Below are 22,976 nucleotides of genomic sequence, written 5' to 3'. Positions count from 1 at the left end.
ATGTATCAGCCAGTTTGCGGGCGCTTCGCACCCGAGCGGGAGCAAGCTCCCTCGCCACAGGGTTGGGTGGTGTTCCCAAGGAAGACGTTCAATCCTCAAACCGGATCGGGCATTTCTCCGCGCCTTCGAGCTTCCTCAACTCTTCCACCACCTGCGGTCGTGCCCGGCGCAAGGTCAGGCTGCGGTCCTGGCGCAGCAATCGTCGCGCCTCCTGGTGCAGCATTTCCACCCCTGAGTAATCGATGAAGTTGATCTGCTGCGCCTCGATCACCACGCGCGCGCCGTGCATGCGTTGCAGGCGTACTTGCAGGTAGTGGCTGGCACCGAAAAAGATCGAGCCGCCGACCCGCAGAATGTCCTCCTCGCCATCACGTACATGCTGTACCCGTGGCTGGGATGTGCGTTTGAGATAGAAAAAAAGCGAGGCCAATACGCCGGCGTAGATCGCCGTCTGCAACTCCAGCAGCAGCGTGGCGACGCAGGTCAGCGCCATGACCACGAACTCGGCGCGGCTGACCCGCAACAACGCGCGAATGCCGCGATGGTCCACCAGGCCCCAGGCGATCAACAGAATGCTGCCGGCCATGGCCGGAATCGGTATGTGTTCGATCAACTGCGCGCCGAATAGGGCGAACATCGCCACCCACAGTGCCGAAAAAATCCCCGCCAGCGGTGAGCAGGCGCCGGCCTCGTAGCTGAGACCCGAGCGGGTGAAGGAGCCAGCGGACAGCGATCCGGAAAAAAATGCGCCGACCATGTTCGACAAGCCCTGAGCACGAACTTCCTGGTTGGCGTCGAGTAATTGCTGCGAACGTGCAGAGATCGAGCGGGCAATCGACAGACTGGTGACCAGCCCGAGCATGCCGACCGCCACGGCGCTGGGCAGCAGGCGCAGGATCAGATCGAGATCCAGCGGCAACTGACTGAAAGGCGGCAGCTTGCCGGTGAAGGCGCTGACCAGTTGCACGTGCCCGAACATCGACGGCCAAAGCCAGACCAGCAATCCGCCGAGGATCAGGGTGATCAAGAGCGTCGGCCAGCGTGGCAGCAGCTGTTTGAGGATCACGCCCACCACCACCGTTGCCAGTCCCAGCGCCAGCGAAGGTTTGTCCATTTCGCCGAGATGGCGCAATAAAGTGATGAAACTGTCCAGCGCGGTGGCTTGGCTGGGCAAGTCCAGTCCCAGCAGGTTAGGCAACTGACCGATGGCAATCACCACGGCAGCCCCCAGGGTGAAGCCGAGCACCACCGAGTGCGAGACGAAATTCACCAGCGCGCCAAACCGCAACAAACCCAGCAGCCATTGAAAGATGCCGGCCAGGAAGGTGAGCAACAGGATCACGGTGACGTAGTCCTGCGTCGCCGGAACGGCCAGAGGACTGACGCTGGCGTACAGGACAATCGAGATGGCCGCTGTAGGACCGCAGATCAAATGCCACGACGAGCCCCAGAGGCAGGCGATCAGCACCGGGATGATTGCGGCATAGAGGCCGTATTCCGGAGGGAGGCCGGCGATGAGCGCGTAGGCAATGGATTGCGGCAACGCCAGAATCGCGCCGCTGAGGCCGACGACCAGGTCCCGGCCGACGCTGGTGCGGGTTTGCTTGGGCAACCAACTGAGGAATGGAAAGAGTGAATGGCGGCTTGGCAGGGCCATGGGGCCTCTCGGTTGGGGTTTTACGAAAGAGTATCAGGACCAGGCAAACATTGTGGCGAGGGGGCTTGCCCCCGATCGATTGCGAAGCAATCGTAAACCTTGCATGCGGTTTACCTGATAAACCACAGTTGCTGGTTTAGGGACGGCTGCGCCGTCCAACGGGGGCAAGCCCCCTCGCCACACAAATCCATTTCGACTCTGGTTTAGAGTTTGGCTTTGACCGCCGGCAGCGCGTCCTTGCCATCCACGGTCTTCACTCCATCAAGCCACTTGTCCAACACCGCCGGGTTGGCCTTGATCCATGCCTTGGCTGCGTCTGCGTTACTGACCTTGTTGTTCACCACCTCGGCCATGATGCTGTTTTCCATATCCTGGGTGAAGCTCAGGTTGGTCAGGAGTTTGCCGACGTTCGGGCAGGCCTGTGCATAACCTTTGCGGGTCAGCGTGTGCACGCTGCCGGTGTCACCGAAGTACTTCTCGCCACCCTTGAGGTAATGCATTTTCAGTTGCACGTTCATCGGGTGCGGGGTCCAGCCGAGGAAGGTCACGAATTTCTGCTTTTTCACCGCGCGGGACACTTCCGCCAGCATTGCCTGCTCGCTGGACTCGACCAGTTTCCACTGGCCCATGTCGAAATCGTTTTTCTTGATGATCTCTTGCAGCGAGATGTTCGCCGGTGCGCCGGAGCCGATGCCGTAGATCTTGCGGTCGAACTTGTCGGCGTATTTGTTCAGGTCGGCAAAGTTATGCACACCCGCGTCCCACACATAGTCTGGAACGGCAAGGGTGAACTCGGTGCCGTCGAGGTTCTTCGCCAGTTGCGTGACATCGCCATTGGCGACGAATTTGTCATAGAAGCCCTGCTGCGCCGGCATCCAGTTACCCAGGAACACATCAACCTGGCCATCCTTGAGCCCGCCAAAAGTGATCGGCACCGCGAGCGTGTCGACCTTGGCCTTGTAGCCCATGCCGTCCAGCAGGAACCCGGTGATGGCATTGGTCGCGGCGATGTCGCTCCAACCCGGGTCGGCCATCTTTACGGTCTCGCAACTCTGATCGGCAAACGCCGAGGCGCTGCCCAGAGCCAGGAGCCCGACCGTCATTACTGTGGATAACCTTTGCATGGACTTCCCCTTAACGTTATTGGTTTTGGCAGGGTTGTGGATAACGTGCTTTACGTTCCAGATCGTCGAGGTCGATGTGGTTGCGCATGTATTGCTGACTGGCGTCCACCAGCGGCTGGTGATCCCAGCTCTTCAGCTTGCCGAGGGTCAACGCCTCGGCCACGAAACGCCGGCGTCGCTGGCTGGCGAGCACCTGCTGGTGGATGGCTGGAATATTCCACTTCGCCCGCGCCTCAGCGAGAAAGTCGTCGAACAGCTGGCGATGTTGCGGCGAATGGCTGAGTTCTTCCAGTTCGTGAGGGTCATTGTGTACGTTGAAGAGCAGACAAGGGTCGTCTTCGCTGTAGATGAATTTATAGGCCCTGCGGCGGATCATCATCAGCGGGCTGATGGTGCCTTCGGCCATGTATTCGCCGAACACTTCATCGTGGCCACCCTGCCCTTGCAGGTGCGGCACCAGCGAACGGCCATCCAGGGGCAAGCCCGGTTCCAGCGAGCCGCCGGCCAATTCGACGAATGTCGGTAGCAGGTCCGCCGTGGAAACACAGGCGCTGACCCGGCTAGCACCGAACTGCCCCGGTGCGCTGATCAGCAGCGGCACCCGTGCGGCCATTTCATACCAGTGCATTTTGTACCAGAGGCCGCGCTCGCCGAGCATGTCGCCGTGGTCACCGGAAAACACGATGATGGTGTCTTCGATCAGCCCGGTATCTTCCAGGGTTTGCAGGAGTTTGCCGACGTTGCTGTCGATATAGCTGCACGCGCCGAAATAGGCGCGGCGGGCATCGCGAATCTTATCCACAGGCAGTGGCTTGTCCCACAGGTCATAGACCTTGAGCAAACGCTGCGAGTGCGGATCGAGGTCATGCGGGTCCGGGGTTGCAGGCAGCGGGATATCGGCATCGTCGTACAAATCCCAGAAAGCCTTGGGAATCGTGTATGGATCGTGTGGGTGAGTCATGGAAACAGTCAGGCAGAACGGCTGGTCGCCGTCCTCGCGGATATGGTCGAACAGGTACTGCTGGGCCTTGAATACCACCTCTTCGTCGAAATCCAACTGGTTGGTGCGCACACACGGGCCGGCTTGCAGAACCGAGGACATGTTGTGGTACCAGGTCGGCCGCACGTCCGGTTCATCCCAGTTCACTGCCCAGCCGTAGTCGGCCGGGTAGATGTCACTGGTCAGGCGCTCTTCGTAGCCGTGCAACTGGTCCGGCCCGCAGAAATGCATCTTGCCCGACAGGGCGGTGCGGTAGCCGAGGCGGCGTAAATAATGGGCATAAGTCGGTACGTCGGCGGGGAAATCGGCAGCGTTGTCGTAGGCGCCGATCTTGCTCGGCAACTGGCCGCTGACCAGGGTGAAACGCGACGGTGCGCACAGGGGGCTGTTGCAATAAGCCGAGTCGAACAACACGCCTTGTGCGGCGAGGCGGCTGAGATTGGGCAACTTGATGGGCGATGGACCGTAGAACGGCAACATTGGCGCGGCCATTTGATCGGCCATGATGAAAAGAATGTTCTTGCGCTTCATGTGATCGCGGCATTCCATAGTGGATGTTTATGCGAGAGTGCTGGCTTCGAGAATGAAACCCAAGCTCTTCGCGGTAAAGCCCATGCACGGCAATGACTAGGATAAGCACAGCTTATGTATGACGCCCTTGGTGACCTGTCACTGGATCTGCTCCGTGCCTTCGAAGCGGCAGCCCGTCAGCGCAGCTTCACCGCGGCGGCGGTTGAACTCGGCACCACGCAGCCGGCCATCAGCCAGCAGATCAAGCGCCTTGAAGAACAACTGGCGACCCGATTGTTCGACCGCATTTATCGCGGTATCGAGTTGACTGAGGCCGGGCTGATACTTTTTCAGCAGGTTCAGCTCGGATTGCAGAATATCGACGCAGGATTGAGCGCAATCAGCGCCCAGCAACAGCATGAGGTGCTGCAGGTGGCCACTGATTTTGCCTTCGCCGCCTATTGGTTGATGCCGCGTCTGCACCGCTTTCACGCGGCCAACCCGCAGGTGGATGTCAGCCTGGTCACCAGTGAACGTAGTCATAACATGCTACGTACCGATATCGACGTGGCGATACTGTTCGGCGATGGCCGCTTCAAGCAGGGTGAAAGCCATTGGCTGTTCAGTGAGGAAGTGTTTCCGGTGTGCAGCCCGCAGTTGCTGGGTGAACGTTCCCTGCCCTTGCCCCCCCAGGCCTTGCTCGAGTTTCCGTTGCTGCATCTGCGTGGGGAACACAGCAGTAACTGGTTCGACTGGAGTGGTGTATTCCGCGAGTTGGGCATCACCTCGCCTCCGGCGCCCGGTCAACTGCGTTTCGACAACTACACCTTGCTGATTCAGGCGGCGATTGGTGGTCAAGGCGTGGCCATCGGCTGGCGCCACCTTGTGGATAACTTGCTGGCGCAAGGGTTGTTGTGTCGACCGATCGGCGAAACGGTGATGTCCCGGCTGGGCTATTACGTGGTTTTGCCCCAGCGTAAACGGCGCGGGGTGTTGATCCAGCAGTTTGTGGATTGGTTGATGGCTGAGCAGGCGGGCAGCGCGGAGTCGTTGACGGGGTTTGCGTTTCCTTCGATTGCGGTTTGAGCGTTAAAAGATCGCAGCCTGCGGCAGCTCCTACAGGAGCACCCCCGATTCAAGGTTCCGAGGTCGCGATGAAACTGACGTGCTCGCCGATGTGCAGTTTCAGGTGCAATTCATCGGCAATGCCCACGGCGGTTCGGGCCAGTCGCCCGAGCGGTTCGGCCAGCCCCGGCTCGAGATTGCCGCCGGGTTTGGCGAAATGTTCGATGGTCAGCCCCGGTACCCCGCGCGGTTCGTTGACCAGCGTCCACTGCAAAGGACTGCTTTGCAGTGCCTCGCGGATTTCCTCTGCAGCGTGACGTTGCAGGCTGTCCTCGAGCTCCGGCTCGTCCAGCACCGCGAAATCTCCCACCAGAAACAACCGGGCAACGCCTGCCCCCTGCAGGCCTTCAATCAAGGCGTCGACTGCCAGCACTTGCTCGACCGGACCCGGTACGATGGTTTTTTCCACGTGTTCGCTGTTGAACGGTAAGCCAGGAGCGTCCAGTAAACAGATGACCACGGAGCTGCCGGCCACACTCTGCTTGACCCGTTGCGCGTCGAACAGGTCGCCAGTCTTGGTGCGCAGCCCCGGACGGGGTACCAGCGCATTGAGGTCATCGAGAATCGCGATCACCTCATGCTGGCGCCGCAGCATTTCAGCCATCAGCGCACTGCCCAGGCTACTCATGGCACCATAAAGCACCACTTTCACAACGGGGGTTTCGGCATTTTTCATGGCTGAACCCTTTTTCCAGCGTCTATATGACGTGTGACCCGCAGGAAAGGGTGAGGGTTCGAATAGCTTTCAGAGGGATTGCAATGCAGCAGATCACGGGCTATCACGCCCATGTTTACTTCGATGCCGACTCGATCGGGCAGGCGCGGGCGCTGTGTGAGCAGGCGGCGCAATTGTTTCCAGTGAAAATGGGCCGTGTGCACGAGCGCCCGGTCGGTCCACACCCGGACTGGAGCTGCCAGTTGGCGTTCGAGCCGCAGGTGCTGGGTGAAGTGCTGCCGTGGCTGGCGCTCAACCGCAAGGGCCTGGTGGTGTTTTTACACCCGGACACCGGCGACGATCTGCGCGACCACACCGAGCATGCGATCTGGATGGGCGCGATTCGACCGCTGGATCTGTCTATTTTTTGATCAGAGTGTTTCTTCAGCCTCGCCGGGCAAGTGTTCGTCCAGATGCAGCCACGGCAAGCGACTGTCGGTCCAGATGTGTCGCTGCGCCGGTGCCTGCTCGGGGTGGTCGAGGGTGGCGATGGTCAGGTCGATGCTGTCCGGGTTCAGGTGCGTTACCACCGCCAGTTGCGCCCCGCAGTGACCGCAGAAATAGCGCGCGCAGGTGGATGAAGAGTCGTACCGCGACGGTGTCCCGGCCAACCATTGAAAGGCGGATGCCGGCACGGTGATCCAGGTGGTCACGATGCCGCCGCTGACCCGTCGGCAAATCGAACAATGACAGTGGACGATATCGTGCAGTGGCCCGCTGAATTGATAGCGCAGCTGCCCGCAGTGGCAGCCGCCGGTGTGAACATTGGTCATGACATTCCTCCTGCTGCGTAATGACTGACGCCTTCGCGAGCAAGCCCGCTCCCGCATTGGCTTTGTGGGAGCGGGCTTGCTCGCGAAGGCCGTAACCCGGTTCACCTCCCTGCCCCCGTCCGACGACCGGTCGTGCATCCGGTCAAAGCTTTCAACTGCGAAAGCTGGCTGAAAGCTTCCCCGATTAGGATCGCCGCCACTACCGGCAAAAGACCGGTGGCCAATGCGAGTGTTCGATTGCTCGCCAGGCCCATTTAACAACAACAATGGTGATTCTGATGTCCTCTTCTACCCGCCACTTCGCTGTGCCTCCGTCCGTACCTCTCGTGCTTCCCGTTCTGCGCTGATCCCACCCGATCCGCCCATTCCCTAGCCGCGCTACGCCTGGAGTATTCCCATGCTGACTTTCCTTGGCTTCGCCATGGTCATCACGTTCATGTTCCTGATCATGACCAAGCGCCTGTCTGCGCTGATCGCCCTGATCCTCATTCCAATCATCTTCGCCCTGTTCGGCGGCTTTGGCCCCAAAATCGGCCCGATGATGCTCGAAGGCATCACCAAGCTAGCGCCGACGGGCGTGATGCTGATGTTCGCTATTTTGTATTTCGCCCTGATGATCGACTCCGGCCTGTTCGACCCGGCCGTGCGCAAGATCCTCAAAATGGTCAAGGGCGACCCGCTGAAAGTTTCGGTCGGCACCGCTGTACTGGCGCTGGTCGTTTCCCTCGATGGTGACGGCGCGACCACCTACATGATATGCGTGGCCGCCATGCTGCCGCTCTACAGCCGCATTGGCATGAGCCCGCGGATCATGGCCGGCCTGATCATCCTCGCCGGTGGCGTGATGAACATGACCCCATGGGGCGGCCCGACCGCCCGTGCCGCCAGCGCACTGCACGTGGACCCGTCGGCTATTTTCGTACCGATGATCCCGGCGATGCTGGCCGGTGTGGTGGCGATCCTGGCCATCGCTTACTTCTACGGCAAACGTGAGCGTGCGCGTCTGGGTGAACTGCACCTGGTGGGCGATGAAGTCGACCACAGCGAAATCAGTGTCTCGCAGTTCCCGGATGCCCGTCGTCCGAAGCTGATCTGGTTCAACGGCGCCCTGACACTAGGCCTGATGTGCACCCTGATCGCCGGCCTGCTGCCGTTGCCGGTGTTGTTCATGGTGGCGTTCAGTATCGCCATGATCGTCAACTATCCTTGCCTGCAACAGCAGAAGGATCGCGTCGCGGCTCACGCCGGTAGCGTACTGGCCGTGGTCGGGCTGATCTTTGCGGCCGGCATCTTCACCGGTATCCTGTCGGGCACCGGCATGGTTGATGCCATGTCGAAAAGCCTGTTGTCGGTGATTCCGGATTTCCTCGGCCCGTACCTGGCGGTGATCACGGCGCTGGTAAGCATGCCGTTCACCTTCTTCATGTCGAACGATGCATTTTATTACGGCGTGTTACCGGTACTTGCCGAAGCCGCCAGTCACTACGGTATAACCGCAGTGGAAATGGCACGTGCCTCGATCGTCGGTCAGCCCGTCCACCTGTTGAGCCCGCTGGTTCCATCGACTTATCTGTTGGTGGCCCTGGCCGGTATCGATTTCGGTGACCACCAGCGCTTCACCCTGAAGTGGGCAGTGCTGGTTTGTATCTGCATACTGATTGCTGCACTGCTGTTGGGGACTTTCCCGATGTTCAGCACTCTATAAGCCCAAGACTCACCACGTCGGGTCCAGGCTTCGCTGTTTGAAGCCCGGGCCCTTTGTGGTTTAACAATCGCTCAAAGGAATACACATGGAATGGCTGACCAACCCTGAAATCTGGGTTGCCTTCTTTACCCTGACCGCCCTGGAAATCGTTCTGGGCATCGATAACATCATCATGATTTCGATCCTGGTCAGCCGCATGCCCAAACATATGCAGGCGCGCACCCGGATTTTCGGTCTGGCGCTGGCCATGATCACGCGAATCCTGCTCCTGCTGTCGATCACCTGGGTCATGCGCCTCACCGCCGACCTGTTCGTCGTGTTCGGCCAGGGCATCTCCGGACGTGACCTGATCCTGTTCTTCGGTGGTCTGTTCCTGCTGTGGAAGAGCTCGCAAGAGATGTACCACGCGCTGGAAGGTGAAGACGAAACCAACGAAGAGCCTTCGGGCAAGGGCGGCAACTTCCTCTACACCATCATCCAGATCGCGATCATCGACATCGTGTTCTCGCTGGACTCGGTCATCACCGCAGTCGGTATGGTCTCCCACGTACCGGTCATGGTCGCGGCGATCATCGTGGCGGTGTTGGTGATGATGTGGGCTTCCGGCACCATCAGCGAGTTCATCGACAAGCACCCGTCGCTGAAGATGCTGGCGCTGTCGTTCCTGCTGATCGTCGGTACCGTGCTGATTGCCGAATCCCTGGACGTACACGTGCCAAAAGGCTACGTCTACTTCGCCATGGCGTTCTCGCTGGCAGTGGAAGCGATCAACATCAAGATGCGCACGGCCATCGCGAAAAAGAAGAAACAGCAGGATCCGGTAAAGCTGCGCAAGGACATTCCGGGCCAGTAACCCGGTAGTACGCAATACCCTGTGGGAGCGGGCTTGCTCGCGAAGGCGGTGTGTCAGACAACATTAATGTCGACGGACACGACGCCTTCGCGAGCAAGCCCGCTCCCACTTTGTTTTTTGCGGGTTGCTTAAACGGGATTTCATGACAGTTTTGTTTCAATCCCTTCTTTGGCTGTGCGATGCTGGCGCGCAGACCGTTAGCCAACTACAGCTTAAGTACAGAACGTAGAACGTCGCGCGGTACCGTCAATTTGCTCCTTTGGGGCGCTACACCACAGGGGGTCATTATGCTCACCCTGCTCAATTTGCTTTCCGCCGTGGCCCTGCTGATCTGGGGCACGCACATCGTCCGAACCGGCATCCTGCGGGTCTACGGCACCAATTTGCGCCATGTCATCAGCCATAACATGGCCAACCGCTGGCTGGCATTCGCCTCCGGGATCGCCGTGACGGCGATGGTCCAGAGCAGCAACGCCACTGCCATGCTCGTCACCTCCTTTGTCGGCCAGGGCCTGATGGCGCTGACCCCGGCGCTGGCCACCATGCTTGGCGCGGACGTCGGTACGGCGCTGATGGCGCGGGTGCTGACGTTCGATCTGTCATGGCTGTCGCCATTGCTGATTTTTGTCGGGGTGATTTTCTTTCTGTCGCGCAAACAGACCCGGCTCGGGCAGTTGGGCCGTGTCGCCATTGGCTTGGGGTTGATCATTCTGGCGTTGCAACTGATTGTCGAGGCGGCGCATCCGATTACCCACGCCAAAGGAGTGAAGGTGATTTTCGCCTCGCTCACCGGCGACATCCTGCTTGATGCCCTGGTCGGGGCGCTGTTCGCGATGATTTCCTATTCCAGCCTGGCCGCCGTCCTGCTGACCGCGACCCTGGCGGGTGCCAACGTGATCAGCCTGCCGGTGGCCATCGGACTGGTGATCGGTGCCAATATCGGCAGCGGCGTACTCGCCTTCCTCAGTACCAGCATGCAGAACGCCGCCGGACGCCAAGTGGCGCTGGGCAGCCTGCTGTACAAAATGATTGGTCTTTTATTGATCATTCCGGTGCTCGACCCGCTGGTGCACTGGCTCGATGGCCTGGATTTCAGCCCTCAGGAAATGGTCATTGGCTTTCACCTGCTCTACAACACCGTGCGTTGCCTGATCCTGCTGCCCAGTCTCGAGCCGATGGCCAGGTTTTGTGCCTGGGTGCTGCCGGAGCGCCCGCAAGCCAACGGCACGGCCAAGCCCCGGCATCTTGACCCCACGGCCTTGGTCACGCCCGGTCTGGCGCTGGCCAACGCGGCCCGGGAAACCTTGCGCATGGGCGACCTGATCGACAACATGCTCGAAGCCATGCTCGACGTATTGCGTGGCAAGCAAACCGCCGTCACCCAGGAAGTCCGCCGCCTGTGCGACGATGTCGAAGCGCTCTACAGCGCAATCAAGCTGTACCTGGCGCAAATGCCCCGGGAAGACCTCAGCGATCAGGACAGCCGGCGCTGGGCGGAAATCATTGAGTTGGCCATCAACCTGAAGCTCTCCAGCGACTTGATCGAACGCATGCTGCGCAAGATTCAGCAGCAGAAAACCTCGCAACGCCGGTCGTTTTCCGAAGTCGGGCTGGACGAACTGACCGGACTGCACACCCAGTTGATTTCCAGCCTGCGGCTCGGGATGTCGGTGTTTCTCAGTGGTGACCCGGAAAGTGCGCGCCAGCTGGTGCGTGAAAAACGTCGTTTCCGTGCACAGGAACGGCGTCTGGCCCACGCTCATGTCAGCCGTTTACACCGTAAAATCGTGCAAAGTATCGAAACCAGCTCGTTGCACCTGGAGTTGATCGCCGACATGAAGCGTCTGAATTCGCTGTTTTGCAGCAGTGCCTACGTGGTGCTGGAAACATCGGACACCGGTGCGTTGGTGGTCGACGATTTGAGCGACATCACTCATTCACCCTGAACGTCCACAGTCGCCTGAAGTCTGTTGAACTTACGCTGGTCGTATGGAAGCTTGTTATGCGTTGTCTGTTGTTCGCCTGCCTGTTGCTTGGTTCACTCCCGTCATTCGCCCTGGATCGCTTTCAGGTCGAGGGCTACACGCTGCGCAATGGCTTGCAGTTGCTGCTCAAACCCGGCACTGATCGCGGGCATGTGGCGATCCGGCTGGTGGTCGGCGTTGGCCTGGACGATTTCGGCTGCGAAGAAAAGGAACTGCCACATCTGCTGGAACACCTCTTGTTCAGCGGCATCGACGCCAGTGGCGAAGGTGGCCTGGAGGAACGCATGCAGGCCTTGGGCGGTGAGTGGAATGCCTTTACCAGCAATGCCGATACGACTTTCGTCATCGAGGCCCCGGCGAAAAACCAGCGCAAGGTACTCGACCTGTTGCTGGCGCTGCTGACCCAGACTCGCTTCGACGACAGCGCCATCAGCGCGGCCAAGCAGGTGGTCGAGCGTGAAGACGGTGGTCACTACTCGCACCTGCAACGCTGGCTCGATCGCCAGGACCTCGGCCACACGGCCAGCAACCAATTGGCCGTCGAGTTGGGCCTCAAATGCCCGGAGCGTGCGCAAGTCGATGACTTGACCCGTCAGCAACTGGAGCAGGTGCGCAAGGACTGGTATGCGCCGAACAACATGACCCTGATCGTGGTCGGCGACCTCGACAAGTTGCTGCCAGCCTATCTGGAGCGGGCGTATGGCGCGCTGGAAGCGATCACCCCCGGCGAGCATCCGCCGCTGCCGCAAATCCGGGCCAGCGCCGCCCATGAGCGCACCTTGCCCCACGGTCTGGTCGGCAACGGCGCCAAGTTGCACTGGCTGGTGCCGGAGCCGGTGCTGGAAGACGGGCACGACCAAACCTTCGATTTACTCAAGGACTATCTGGATTGGGCGCTCTATCGCCAACTGCGCCTGGCACATGGTTTGTCCTATGGCCCGTGGGCGGAACGCGAAGTGTTCGGCGGCGTGGGTTTCATGAGCCTCAATGCCGACCTTGAACGCGACGACGTGCCCGAGGCCGAACAAGTGCTCGATGACTTGAAGGCCGAACTGCTCAGGGACGGCCTCAATGCCGACACGTTCAACCGCCTGAAACAGGCCGCAATCGCCCGCCAGACCTGGGCCGTACAAGGCAACAGTGCGTTGGCCGACTACTACTGGAGCGCCATCGGCGACTACGAGGACGGTCGCTTCACCAATCCGGCCAGGGAGCTGCAGGGGGTGACGCTGGAAGAGGCGAACAAGGCGGTGCGTGAACTGCTGTTGCAGCCGGGGTATTTGCGGATCGAGAAGCCGTTGTTCAGCTATGACCAGTTGATGTGGTTGGTGGTTGCTGGGGCGGGCTTGATCGTGTTGATGCTGGTGGGCTGGCGTTTGCATCGCAGGAAGTAATCATTCTGTTTGGCAAGAAAACTCCTTGTGGGAAACACAATCCCCTGTGGCAGCGAGCTTGTTCCGGGCGGCGTTCCGACGATGAGGCCATGTCATTCAACATCAAAGTTGCCTGATCCGCCGCCATCGCGAGCAGACTTGCTCCCACAGGTTGCGTGGTGCAACTGACCCCAAACTCTCGCCACAGCGCCGCACCAGCGGTACCCTGTCGAGGTTTTTTCCTACAACCACTGTGAAACCGCCGAATGCAAAACCTGACCCGTTTCGTACAGCGCATCCTCGAATTGATGAAGCGCTACCCCGGGGTCATTGCGCTCGCTGGTTTCATCTCCGGGGTAGGCAGCTTCATCCTGGTCGATCGCCAGCAAGGCCTGGCGAGCTGGATCACCACCATCATGCTGATCAGCTGGATCTGGCTGATGCTGGAGAACAGCCTGACCAAGTTGTTCACACGCATTTTCAAGCGCGAAATCCCGGAACCCTTGCTGCGTTACGCAACGCAGATGATCCATCAGGAAAGCCTGTTTTTTGTCCTGCCGTTCTTCTTCATCACCACGACGTGGAACAGCGGCCAGTTGTTTTTCACCGGGCTGCTGGGCGTCGCGGCACTGATTTCGATCATTGACCCTCTGTACTACAAGTGGCTGGCGCCACGGCGCTGGGCGTTTCTGGCCCTGCACACCCTGACCCTGTTCGCCGCGCTACTCACCGCGTTGCCGGTGATCATGCACCTGACCACCGCGCAAAGTTTCAAATGGGCACTGGGTATCTCGGTGCTGCTGTCGTTCCCGAGCTTGGCGTCGATCTTCCCGATTCGTACCCTGCGCAGCGCGCTGGCGATTTTGAGTATCACTCTGGGCATTGGCGCCGTCGGGTGGGAGCTGCGCTCGTGGGTGCCACCGGCGACGCTGTGGATGACCGACGTGGCCATCAGTACGCAAATGCAGGACCGCACACCTGGCGCCAGCCTCGAGGAAGTCAGCGCCGAGCAGATTCGCAGTGGCGGGCTTTACGCCTACACCGCGATCAATGCCCCGCGTGGTCTGGACGAGCGGATTTATCACGTCTGGCAGTTCAACGGCAAAGAGGTCGACCGCATCCCACTGGATATTCGTGGCGGGCGCAAGGAAGGTTACCGTGCCTGGACCCACAAGCAGAATTTCCCGGGCAACCCGGCCGGCAAATGGCAGGTCCGGGTGCTGACCGAAGATGGCCAGGTCATCGGCGTGCTGCGTTTCAAGGTCACGGACAGCACAGCGATCAAAGAAAAGTAGTACGGTTCGTGCTATTACGTAGAGCTGCGTAATCACTGAACAAGCACGGAGCATATGATCAGTAGCACGATGGCCGGCAACGCCCAGTTGGACACGTCGCTCACCCCTGCGCGGTTGCGGGTGACGGGCGATTGGACGCTTGCCCATTACGCTGACCTCAAGCTGTTGAGCGAAAAACTCCGCGGCCAGTACGACGCCAACACCCCTATCGACCTCAATGGTCTCGGCGCCCTCGACACCGCTGGCGCCTCGCTGTTGGTCGAGCTGCTCGGCTCCGAGCGCCTCGGCCGCTCCGCCGAACATCCTGATTGCACACTTTCCGCTGCCGATCGGGCGTTGCTGCAAACCGTCTACTGTTCGTTGACCGATTTCTGCGTACCGATCAAGGAACCGGAAGTCAGCGTTTCCATTCAGTTGCTGACCCGCATTGGTCGGGCGGTGGACGCCGTCTGGCAGGACACCCTGCAACTGCTGGGTTTCGTTGGCCTGATCATCGAAACCATCGTCCGCGGCCTGTTCCGTCCCAAGCGCTGGCGCGTCACGCCGATGATCGCCCACATCGAACAGACCGGTCTCGACGCCGCGCCCATCGTTGCGTTGCTGACGTTTCTGGTGGGCGCCGTCGTGGCGTTCCTCGGGTCGACAGTGCTGGCCACCTTCGGCGCCACGGTCTTCACCGTGGACCTGGTGGGATTTGCCTTCCTGCGCGAATTCGGTGTGTTGCTGACCGCGATCCTGATGGCCGGGCGTACCGCCAGTGCGTTCACCGCGCAAATCGGTTCGATGAAGGCCAACGAGGAAATCGACGCCATCCGCACCCTTGGCCTCGACCCCGTGGAGTTGCTGGTGGTGCCGCGGGTCCTGGCGCTGCTGATCGCCCTGCCGATGCTGACCTTTCTGGCGATGCTGTCGGGGATTATCGGCGGTGCCGTGGTCTGCGCGGTGGCGCTGGATATCTCGCCGGCGATGTTCCTGTCGCTGCTGCAAACGGACATCGGCGTACAGCACTTTCTGGTGGGGATCGTCAAAGCCCCGATCTTCGCCTTCCTCATCGCCGCCATCGGTTGCCTTGAAGGCTTCAAGGTCAGTGGTAGCGCCGAGTCTGTGGGCGCGCACACCACGTCGAGCGTGGTGCAGTCGATTTTCGTGGTGATCGTGATGGATGCGGTCGCCGCGATGTTTTTCATGGAGATGGGTTGGTGAGTCGTATCCCCAGAGCGCCCTCCGAGGCGGTGATTGAAGTTCGTGGACTGTGCAACCGCTTTGGAAGCCAGAGCGTGCACGAGAACCTCGACCTGGACTTGTACAAGGGCGAGATCCTCGCTGTGGTCGGCGGTTCCGGCAGCGGCAAATCGGTGCTGCTGCGCAGCATTGTCGGGCTGCGCGAGCCCAGCGAAGGGGTGGTGAAAGTCTTCGGCAAGAACCTGCCAAGCTTGTCCGAGCACGAGCGCTCGCTGGTGGAGCGGCGATTCGGTGTGCTGTTCCAGAAAGGCGCGCTGTTCTCTTCGCTGACCGTGACCGAGAATGTTGCCCTGCCGCTGATCGAGCACGCCGGCTTGAGCCGCAGTGACGCCGAGCATCTGGCAGCGGTGAAAATGGCCTTGGCCGGGTTGCCGCTGTCGGCGGCGGAGAAGTACCCCGCGTCGCTGTCCGGCGGCATGATCAAGCGTGCCGCGCTGGCCAGGGCATTGGCGCTGGACCCGGACATCCTGTTTCTCGACGAACCCACCGCCGGTCTCGACCCGATCGGCGCTGCCGCGTTCGACCAATTGATCCTGACCCTGCGCGATGCCTTGGGCCTGAGTGTCTTTCTGGTGACCCACGATCTCGACACGCTCTACACCATCACCGACCGGGTGGCGGTGCTGGCGCAGAAAAAGGTGCTGGTGGCGGACGCCATCGACAAGGTCTCGGAAACCAACGATCCGTGGATTCACGAATACTTCCATGGCCCTCGCGGCCGCGCGGCGTTGACGGCCGCCCAACAGCTCAACGAGGTCTGACATGGAAACCCGAGCCCATCATGTATTGATCGGCCTGTTCACCGTGATTGTGGTGACAGCCGCGCTGTTGTTCGGTCTGTGGCTGGCGAAGTCCAGTGTCGACACCGAGTTCAAGGACTACGAGGTCGTATTCAACGAGGCGGTCAGCGGTTTGTCCAAGGGCAGTTCAGTGCAGTACAGCGGGATCAAGGTCGGCGATGTGATCTCGCTGCGCCTGGACCCGAAAGACCCGCGTCGGGTGTTGGCGCGAATCCGCCTGGCCGGCGATACCCCGGTCAAGGAAGACACCCAGGCCAAACTGGCCCTGACCGGCGTCACCGGGACCTCGATCATCCAGCTAAGCGGCGGCACGCCACAGAGCCCGACGCTCAAGGGCAAGGACGGCCACCTGCCGACCATTGTCGCCTCGCCCTCGCCCATCGCCCGTCTGCTCAATGACAGCGAAGACCTGATGGCCGGGGTGAGCACGCTGATGCATAACGCCAACCTGATGTTCTCCACGGAAAACATCGAGCGCATCAGTAACACCCTGGAGCATCTGGAGCAAACCACCGGAACCATCGCCGAACAGCGCGGCGATATCCGCCAGGCCATGCAGCAATTGGCTTCGGTGGGCAAACAGGCCAACAACATGCTGGAGCAGACCACGACGCTGATGCGCAATGCCAACGGGCTGCTCAACGAGCATGGCAAGGAAGCGCTGGGCAGCGCCGAGCAGGCGATGAAGTCGCTGCAGGAGAGCAGCGCCACCCTCAACACACTGATCAGCGCCAATCAGGATTCGCTCAACAGCGGCATGCAAGGCCTCAATGGCCTGGGCCCGGCCGTGCGCGAGATGCGTGAAACCCTGTCCTCGTTGCGCGTCATTACCAAACGTCTGGAGGCCGACCCCAGCGGTTACCTGCTGGGCAGTGACAAGACCAAGGAATTCACGCCATGAAGCTGATTCGGATTGCCCTCCTCGCTGGCTTCACGCTGATCGGCGCGTGCTCGATACTGCCCAAGCCAGAGCTTTTCGAGGTCTATCGATTGCCCTCAGCCCAAAGCAGCACGGCGGCCAGCCATGGCACGCCGCAGCACTGGTCGCTGCGCCTGACCAAGTTCCAGTCCAGTGAAGCGTTGAACAGTCCGAACATTGCAGTGATTCCTCAGGGCGACGTGATCAGCCACTACAAGGGCTCGCGCTGGAGCGACCCGGCGCCGGTGCTGGTGCGCAATCGCCTGTTGCAAGGTTTCCAGCATGACGGGCGTGTGCCGTTGTTGAGCACTGATGACAGCATTTTCCAGACCGATCTTGAATTGGGCGGCAGCCTGCAGGCTTTCCAGACTGAATACCAGGGTACGAGTGCCAGCGTGGTCGTGCGTCTGGATGCATTACTGGTGCGCAGTTACGACCAGCGAATCCTCGCCAGTCGCCGCTTCGAAGTGCGCCAGCCGTTGAGCGATGTGCAGGTCCCGGCGGTGGTGGTCGGGTTCGGTCAGGCGAATGATCAGTTGACCACGCAGGTGGTGAACTGGGCGGTGGAGCAAGGACAGAAATTGGCGCCACCACCAAGACCTTAAGGTAAGAACACAGCCCTCCTGTGGGAGCGGGCTTGCTCGCGAAGAGGGAGTGTCAGTCGACAATATCGTTTCCTGACCCACCGCCTTCGCGAGCAAGCCCGCTCCCACATTGAATGGGCGTGTTTCAACTACCGCTGCAAAAACGCCTGATGCAACTCAGCCAGCGTTTCAAAGTGATACGCCGGCCCTTCGGCGCTCAGTTCTTCGTGGCTGCCGAACCCGTAACCCACCGCTGCCGCATCCAGGCCGTTACTGCGCGCGCCGATGAGGTCGTGCTTGCGGTCGCCGATCATCAGGGTGTTGGCCGGGTCCAGGTTTTCTTCGGCCATCAGGTGAGCAATCAGCTCGACCTTGTTGGTCCGGGTGCCGTCCAGTTCGCTGCCGTAAATCACCTTGAAGTGTTTGGCAAAGTCAAAATGCCGGGCGATTTCACGGGCGAACACCCAGGGTTTCGAGGTCGCGATGTACAGCTGCCGGCCTTGTCCGCTCAGGGTCTCCAGTAGCGGCGTGACGCCGTCGAACACACGGTTCTCGTAGAGTCCGGTGACCTTGAAGCGCTCGCGGTAGAAATTCACCGCCTCCCACGCCCTGGCTTCATCGAAGTCGTAGAACTGCATGAAGGCCTGCAACAGTGGCGGGCCGATGAAGTGTTCGAGTTTGCCCAGATCCGGCTCATCGATACCCAGTTTGCCCAGGGCGAACTGGATCGAACGGGTGATGCCCTCGCGCGGGTCGGTCAGGGTGCCATCGAGGTCGAACAAAACGGTTTGGTAATGCATGTTGAGTCCTGAATAAGGGGGCCGGGTCAAAGCTGGTCGTAGCCTTCGGCCAGATGCAGATCCTTGAGCTTCACGTAGTTCGCCGCGCTGTAGGTGAAAAAGGCGCGTTCCTTGTCCGTCAGCGGGCGGATCTGCTTCACCGGGCTGCCCACATACAGAAAGCCGCTTTGCAGGTGCTTGCCCGGTGGCACCAGGCTGCCGGCGCCGATGATCACGTCATCGTCGACCACGGCGCCGTCCATGACGATGCTGCCCATGCCGATCAACACCCGGCTGCCTACCGAACAGCCATGCAGCATGACCTTGTGGGCGATGGTCACGTCATCGCCGATCAGCAACGGAAAGCCATCAGGGTTGAACGGGCCGGCGTGGGTGATGTGCAACACACAACCATCCTGCACGCTGGTGCGCGCGCCGATGCGGATGCGGTGCATGTCGCCACGGATCACCGTCAGCGGCCAGACCGAGCTGTCTTCGCCGATTTCGACGTCGCCGATCACCACTGCCGAGCCATCGACAAAAGCGCCTTTACCCAGCAGCGGCGTGTAGTTCTGATACTTGCGAAGGTTCACGATAGGGTTTCTCTCTGTTGCTGATAGCTGCGGTGAACGTCGATTGTAATTAAGATGGCTGCATGTTTCTCCAGCCAAGGTATCAACCGTGAGCGTGAACAACCCTCTTTTGCAGTCCTATGACCTGCCGCCGTTCTCCGCCATCCGCGCCGAACATGTACAGCCGGCCATTGAACAGATCCTGGCTGACAACCGTGCCGCCATCGTCGAGATCCTCAATACCCAGGCCAAGCAGCCAACGTGGGCCGGCCTGGTGCTGGCTATGGACGAACTCAACGACCGCCTGGGTGCCGCCTGGAGCCCGGTCAGCCATCTCAATGCCGTGTGCAACAGCGCCGAACTGCGTGAAGCCTACGAGTCGTGCCTGCCTGCCTTGAGCGCCTACTCCACCGAAATGGGCCAGAACCGCGAGCTGTTCCAGGCCTTCGAAGCCCTGGCCAGCAGTCCTGAAGCCGCCGGTTTCGACGTGGCGCAGAAAACTATCCTGGAACACTCCCTGCGTGACTTCCGTCTGTCGGGTATCGACCTGCCGGAAGCCGAACAGAAACGTTACGCCGAAGTGCAGAGCAAGCTGTCGGAACTGGGCAGCCGTTTCTCCAACCAGTTGCTCGATGCCACTCAGGCGTGGACCAAGCACGTCACAGATGAGGCCGCCCTCGCCGGCCTGACCGATTCGGCCAAGGCGCAAATGGCTGCCGCGGCACAGGCCAAGGACCTGGACGGCTGGCTGATCACCCTGGAATTCCCGAGCTATTACGCGGTGATGACCTACGCCCAGGACCGCGCACTGCGCGAAGAAGTCTACGCGGCTTACTGCACCCGTGCGTCGGACCAGGGGCCGAATGCCGGCCAGAACGACAACGGCCCGGTCATGGAAGAGATCCTCGACCTGCGCCAGGAGTTGGCAAAGCTGTTGGGTTTCAGCAGTTTCTCCGAACTGAGCCTGGCGACCAAAATGGCCGAATCCAGCGATCAGGTGCTGAGCTTCCTGCGCGACCTGGCCAAGCGCAGCAAGCCGTTCGCCGCCCAGGATCTGGAACAGCTCAAGGCCTATGCGGCCGAGCAAGGTTGCCCGGACCTGCAGAGCTGGGACAGCGGTTTCTACGGCGAAAAACTTCGTGAACAACGTTACAGCGTGGCTCAGGAAGCCCTGCGTGCCTACTTCCCGATCGACAAGGTGCTCAGTGGCCTGTTCGCCATCGTCCAGCGCCTGTACGGCATCGAGATTGCCGAGCTCAAAGGCTTCGACACCTGGCACCCGGATGTGCGCCTGTTCGAAATCAAGGAAAACGGCCAGCACGTCGGCCGCTTCTTCTTCGACCTCTACGCTCGCGCCAACAAGCGCGGTGGTGCCTGGATGGATGGCGCCCGCGACCGCCGCCGCACGGCTGGCGGCGTACTGCAAAGCCCGGTGGCGAACCTGGTGTGCAACTTCACCCCGGCTGACAGCGGTAAACCTGCGCTGCTGACCCACGATGAAGTCACCACCCTGTTCCATGAGTTCGGTCACGGCCTGCATCACCTGCTGACCCGCGTCGAGCATGCTGGCGTATCCGGCATCAACGGTGTGGCCTGGGATGCCGTCGAACTGCCAAGTCAGTTCATGGAAAACTGGTGCTGGGAGCCGGAAGGCCTGGCGCTGATTTCCGGTCATTACGAAACCGGCGAGCCACTGCCTCAGGACTTGCTCGGGAAAATGCTCGCGGCGAAAAACTTCCAGTCCGGCCTGATGATGGTCCGCCAACTGGAGTTCTCGCTGTTCGACTTCGAATTGCACGCAACCCATGGCGACGGCCGCAGCGTGCTGCAAGTGCTCGAAGGCGTGCGCGACGAGGTCTCGGTGATGCGTCCGCCGGCCTACAACCGCTTCCCCAACAGTTTTGCGCATATCTTTGCCGGCGGTTATGCCGCGGGTTACTACAGCTACAAATGGGCGGAAGTGCTCTCGGCCGATGCGTTCTCGAAGTTCGAAGAAGAAGGCGTGCTTAACGCCGACACCGGTCGTGCCTTCCGCGAAGCGATCCTGGCCCGTGGCGGCTCCCAGGAGCCGATGGTGCTGTTCGTCGACTTCCGTGGCCGTGAGCCATCGATTGACGCACTCTTGCGCCATAGCGGCCTGAGTGAGGACGCGGCAGCATGAGTGAGGGACCTGTGATTACGAAAAAACGCTTTATCGCCGGGGCGGTCTGCCCGGCATGCAGCGAGCCGGACAAGTTGATGATGTGGAACGAAGACCAGGTCCCGCACCGGGAGTGCGTGGCCTGCGGTTACTCCGACACACTCAATGAGCAAGGGCTGTCGGTGCCCAAGGAGTTAGGTACGCGGGTCAACACCACCGCACCCAAAGCCCCGGACACCAAGGTTCAGGCGGTTCAGTTCTTCCCGAATCCGAAGCTGAAAAAAAAGCCCGACGAACAGCACTGAGCGTAAAAAAGCCCCCGTAGCGTCATGCAACGGGGGCTTTTTAGGTTCTTCACGGCACAGATTACGAAATGTCTTCTGTAGGAGCTGCCGAAGGCTGCGATCTTTTGATCTTGCTTTTGCGATCTGGAGATTTCTGAAGATCAAGATCAAAAGATCGCAGCCTTCGGCAGCTCCTACAGTTTCCCGGAATTACGTGAAGAACCTTTTTATTCGATATGAGCGGACTTGAACCAGCTCTTCATCGAGCACGCGGCGAACGGGCTGGTGCTGCAATCGCCATTGGCCAGGGCCGTGCGCAGTTTTTCGACGTCGGCCTGCATCATGTAGCGGATGCCATCCTTGAAGTGGGTACTGTCACCAAAGCCGCCCTGGGTCATTTCGTTCAGGGCCTCTTCCTTGCTCCAGCCCTGGATGACCACCCGATACATGGCCGCCATCAGGCCGGTACGGTCGGAGCCGTGTTTGCAATGCATCAGCACCGGGCCTTTGGCTTCGGCAGACTGGATGGCGCGCAGGGCCTTGAGCACATCGGCATCATCCACATGGTTGGTGCGATAAGGCAGTTGTACTTGCGTGATGCCTGGCGTGGAAAGCCAACTGGAGTCTGCTTCAGGCAGGAAGTTGATCACCGTGCCGACCTTGAGTTTCTCCAGCAACGGCATCGCGTCCTTGTCCGGCAAGGCGCTGCGATAAAGGGTTGGCGACATTTGGAAGAGGTTGTATTGCTTCTCGATCGGTTGAGCCCAATCTGCCGGACGGTGCATCGCGTTGTCGTCAGCAAATGCCGGTGTCAGGTTAACGAGTGTGACCAGCGACAGGCATATTGCAGATAAAAAACGTAATAGAGGCATGCTTGAGCGACCGTTCAGAAAGGGACGGGAAGATGCTGGCAAGGATCAGGCATGCACGGTCAAAGGCCTGTGAGCGGACCGTCAAAGAATCGTGAAGCTGACGGGATTCGAGCCTCGTTCATTGAAAGAACTATGTTATAGGCGATAAAAAATCAAACCCGATCGATTATTAACTTCGACCGGATCTGATTAGTCACAATATATTTGCCTGGACCTTTGGTTCAAGGTTTCGCAATGCCGGCGTACGCTTTGGCCAGAGCCAGCAGTTTTTCCTTATCATCGGAATTGATGGTCCCGTTACCATCAATGTCTTTGTCGACACTGCCAATATTAAATGTCTGGCCGCCATCGTATGAGGACGCAATCAGCGTGGTGGAGTCCAGCAAAGAGGTGGTCGCGACCGAGTTTTCTTCATCCCAGCCTTCTTCCTTGAGTGCGAACTGCATCGATACCAGTACTTCATCGGGATCGACTACAGTCGGTCCAAGTTTTTGCAAAAAAATACCGCGGCGATTAAAAAACGACATAAATAAATCCTTTTATAGAATATCGGTGTTTATGTTTTGCAGCGAAAAAATGGTACATGCAGTTTTGTCGCAACATCCAGGCTTTATATGTTTCTCCCGGTTGCATCACGCAAGCGTGCATGACAAATAATCAGAAAGTGCC

General features: G+C 59.8%; 22 protein-coding genes. 13 read left to right on the top strand and 9 right to left on the bottom strand.

Annotated features, from left to right (window positions below; translation table 11 throughout):
* Positions 1 to 88: 88 nt before the first annotated feature.
* From KW846_RS00435 to betC, 3 genes are all read right to left on the bottom strand, one after another.
* The gene (locus KW846_RS00435) at positions 89 to 1,657 is read right to left on the bottom strand and encodes a SulP family inorganic anion transporter (protein ID WP_218480939.1); all 1,569 of its coding nucleotides are present in this window, start codon (positions 1,655 to 1,657) and stop codon (positions 89 to 91) included.
* Positions 1,658 to 1,860: 203 nt separating this feature from the next.
* Positions 1,861 to 2,781, bottom strand: a complete 921-nt coding sequence (choX, locus tag KW846_RS00430; RefSeq protein WP_218480938.1) for a choline ABC transporter substrate-binding protein — start codon at positions 2,779 to 2,781, stop codon at positions 1,861 to 1,863.
* 16 nt (positions 2,782 to 2,797) lie between these two features.
* Positions 2,798 to 4,312: a choline-sulfatase gene (gene betC / locus KW846_RS00425; protein WP_218480937.1), complete on the bottom strand. Its 1,515-nt coding sequence runs from the start codon at positions 4,310 to 4,312 to the stop codon at positions 2,798 to 2,800.
* Between the two features lie 114 nt (positions 4,313 to 4,426).
* Here betC and KW846_RS00420 point away from each other — a divergent pair, with 114 nt between their 5' ends.
* Positions 4,427 to 5,377: a LysR family transcriptional regulator gene (locus tag KW846_RS00420; RefSeq protein ID WP_218480936.1), complete on the top strand. Its 951-nt coding sequence runs from the start codon at positions 4,427 to 4,429 to the stop codon at positions 5,375 to 5,377.
* A 49-nt stretch (positions 5,378 to 5,426) separates the two neighbouring features.
* Here the strand turns inward: KW846_RS00420 and KW846_RS00415 are convergent, their stop codons facing one another.
* On the bottom strand, positions 5,427 to 6,092 hold the full coding sequence (locus KW846_RS00415) for an NAD(P)-dependent oxidoreductase (RefSeq protein ID WP_218480935.1): 666 nt from the start codon (positions 6,090 to 6,092) through the stop codon (positions 5,427 to 5,429).
* An 83-nt stretch (positions 6,093 to 6,175) separates the two neighbouring features.
* On the opposite strand from KW846_RS00415, the gene KW846_RS00410 reads away from it, so the two are divergent.
* A complete protein-coding gene (locus KW846_RS00410) occupies positions 6,176 to 6,502 on the top strand; it encodes a DOPA 4,5-dioxygenase family protein (protein ID WP_007969848.1) in 327 nt (108 codons plus the stop codon).
* Here the strand turns inward: KW846_RS00410 and KW846_RS00405 are convergent, their stop codons facing one another.
* Positions 6,503 to 6,904 (bottom strand): GFA family protein, encoded by a 402-nt coding sequence (locus tag KW846_RS00405; protein WP_218480934.1) that lies wholly within the window; start codon positions 6,902 to 6,904, stop codon positions 6,503 to 6,505.
* 397 nt (positions 6,905 to 7,301) lie between these two features.
* Here KW846_RS00405 and KW846_RS00400 point away from each other — a divergent pair, with 397 nt between their 5' ends.
* The 9 genes from KW846_RS00400 to KW846_RS00360 all read left to right on the top strand — a co-directional run bounded on the left by KW846_RS00400 (position 7,302) and on the right by KW846_RS00360 (position 17,681).
* Positions 7,302 to 8,609 (top strand): CitMHS family transporter, encoded by a 1,308-nt coding sequence (locus tag KW846_RS00400; RefSeq protein WP_007969845.1) that lies wholly within the window; start codon positions 7,302 to 7,304, stop codon positions 8,607 to 8,609.
* A gap of 85 nt (positions 8,610 to 8,694) precedes the next feature.
* Positions 8,695 to 9,462, top strand: coding sequence for a TerC family protein (locus KW846_RS00395; RefSeq protein WP_007969844.1), 768 nt, complete (start codon positions 8,695 to 8,697; stop codon positions 9,460 to 9,462).
* Positions 9,463 to 9,749: 287 nt separating this feature from the next.
* Positions 9,750 to 11,408, top strand: coding sequence for a Na/Pi cotransporter family protein (locus KW846_RS00390; protein ID WP_218480933.1), 1,659 nt, complete (start codon positions 9,750 to 9,752; stop codon positions 11,406 to 11,408).
* Between the two features lie 56 nt (positions 11,409 to 11,464).
* The gene (locus KW846_RS00385) at positions 11,465 to 12,841 is read left to right on the top strand and encodes a pitrilysin family protein (RefSeq protein WP_218480932.1); all 1,377 of its coding nucleotides are present in this window, start codon (positions 11,465 to 11,467) and stop codon (positions 12,839 to 12,841) included.
* 245 nt (positions 12,842 to 13,086) lie between these two features.
* On the top strand, positions 13,087 to 14,115 hold the full coding sequence (locus KW846_RS00380) for a DUF5924 family protein (protein WP_218480931.1): 1,029 nt from the start codon (positions 13,087 to 13,089) through the stop codon (positions 14,113 to 14,115).
* A 54-nt stretch (positions 14,116 to 14,169) separates the two neighbouring features.
* A complete protein-coding gene (locus KW846_RS00375; RefSeq protein ID WP_218480930.1) occupies positions 14,170 to 15,318 on the top strand; it encodes an ABC transporter permease in 1,149 nt (382 codons plus the stop codon).
* Positions 15,315 to 16,118, top strand: a complete 804-nt coding sequence (locus KW846_RS00370) for an ATP-binding cassette domain-containing protein (protein ID WP_218480929.1) — start codon at positions 15,315 to 15,317, stop codon at positions 16,116 to 16,118. The genes KW846_RS00375 and KW846_RS00370 overlap by 4 nt, the downstream gene beginning before the upstream one ends.
* 1 nt (position 16,119) lies before the next feature.
* Positions 16,120 to 17,058, top strand: coding sequence for an MlaD family protein (locus KW846_RS00365; RefSeq protein ID WP_218480928.1), 939 nt, complete (start codon positions 16,120 to 16,122; stop codon positions 17,056 to 17,058).
* Positions 17,055 to 17,681: an ABC-type transport auxiliary lipoprotein family protein gene (locus KW846_RS00360; protein WP_218480927.1), complete on the top strand. Its 627-nt coding sequence runs from the start codon at positions 17,055 to 17,057 to the stop codon at positions 17,679 to 17,681. The genes KW846_RS00365 and KW846_RS00360 overlap by 4 nt, the downstream gene beginning before the upstream one ends.
* Positions 17,682 to 17,809: 128 nt before the next feature.
* Here the strand turns inward: KW846_RS00360 and KW846_RS00355 are convergent, their stop codons facing one another.
* Both KW846_RS00355 and KW846_RS00350 read right to left on the bottom strand, forming a co-directional pair.
* Entirely contained in the window at positions 17,810 to 18,460 is a 651-nt protein-coding gene (locus tag KW846_RS00355; RefSeq protein WP_218480926.1) for an HAD family hydrolase, read from the bottom strand.
* 26 nt (positions 18,461 to 18,486) lie between these two features.
* Entirely contained in the window at positions 18,487 to 19,032 is a 546-nt protein-coding gene (locus KW846_RS00350; RefSeq protein WP_218480925.1) for a gamma carbonic anhydrase family protein, read from the bottom strand.
* 88 nt (positions 19,033 to 19,120) lie between these two features.
* Here KW846_RS00350 and prlC point away from each other — a divergent pair, with 88 nt between their 5' ends.
* Complete coding sequence (gene prlC / locus KW846_RS00345) at positions 19,121 to 21,172, top strand: oligopeptidase A (RefSeq protein ID WP_218480924.1); 2,052 nt, start codon at positions 19,121 to 19,123, stop codon at positions 21,170 to 21,172.
* On the top strand, positions 21,169 to 21,456 hold the full coding sequence (locus tag KW846_RS00340) for a YheV family putative zinc ribbon protein (protein WP_007969831.1): 288 nt from the start codon (positions 21,169 to 21,171) through the stop codon (positions 21,454 to 21,456). The genes prlC and KW846_RS00340 overlap by 4 nt, the downstream gene beginning before the upstream one ends.
* Before the next feature lie 206 nt (positions 21,457 to 21,662).
* On the opposite strand, the gene KW846_RS00335 is transcribed toward KW846_RS00340, so the two are convergent.
* Positions 21,663 to 22,307 carry a dual specificity protein phosphatase family protein gene (locus tag KW846_RS00335; protein ID WP_218480923.1) on the bottom strand — a complete coding sequence of 215 codons (645 nt, stop codon included), beginning with the start codon at positions 22,305 to 22,307 and terminating at the stop codon, positions 21,663 to 21,665.
* Positions 22,308 to 22,528: 221 nt separating this feature from the next.
* Positions 22,529 to 22,834, bottom strand: a complete 306-nt coding sequence (locus tag KW846_RS00330; protein WP_116579856.1) for a hypothetical protein — start codon at positions 22,832 to 22,834, stop codon at positions 22,529 to 22,531.
* Positions 22,835 to 22,976: the final 142 nt, after the last annotated feature.

Origin of the sequence: Pseudomonas sp. PDM32, from assembly GCF_019219225.1 — a bacterium.
Lineage (GTDB): Bacteria > Pseudomonadota > Gammaproteobacteria > Pseudomonadales > Pseudomonadaceae > Aquipseudomonas > Aquipseudomonas laurylsulfatiphila.
Note: the sequence above shows the minus strand (reverse complement) of the source record. Positions and strands in the feature narration are given on the sequence as shown.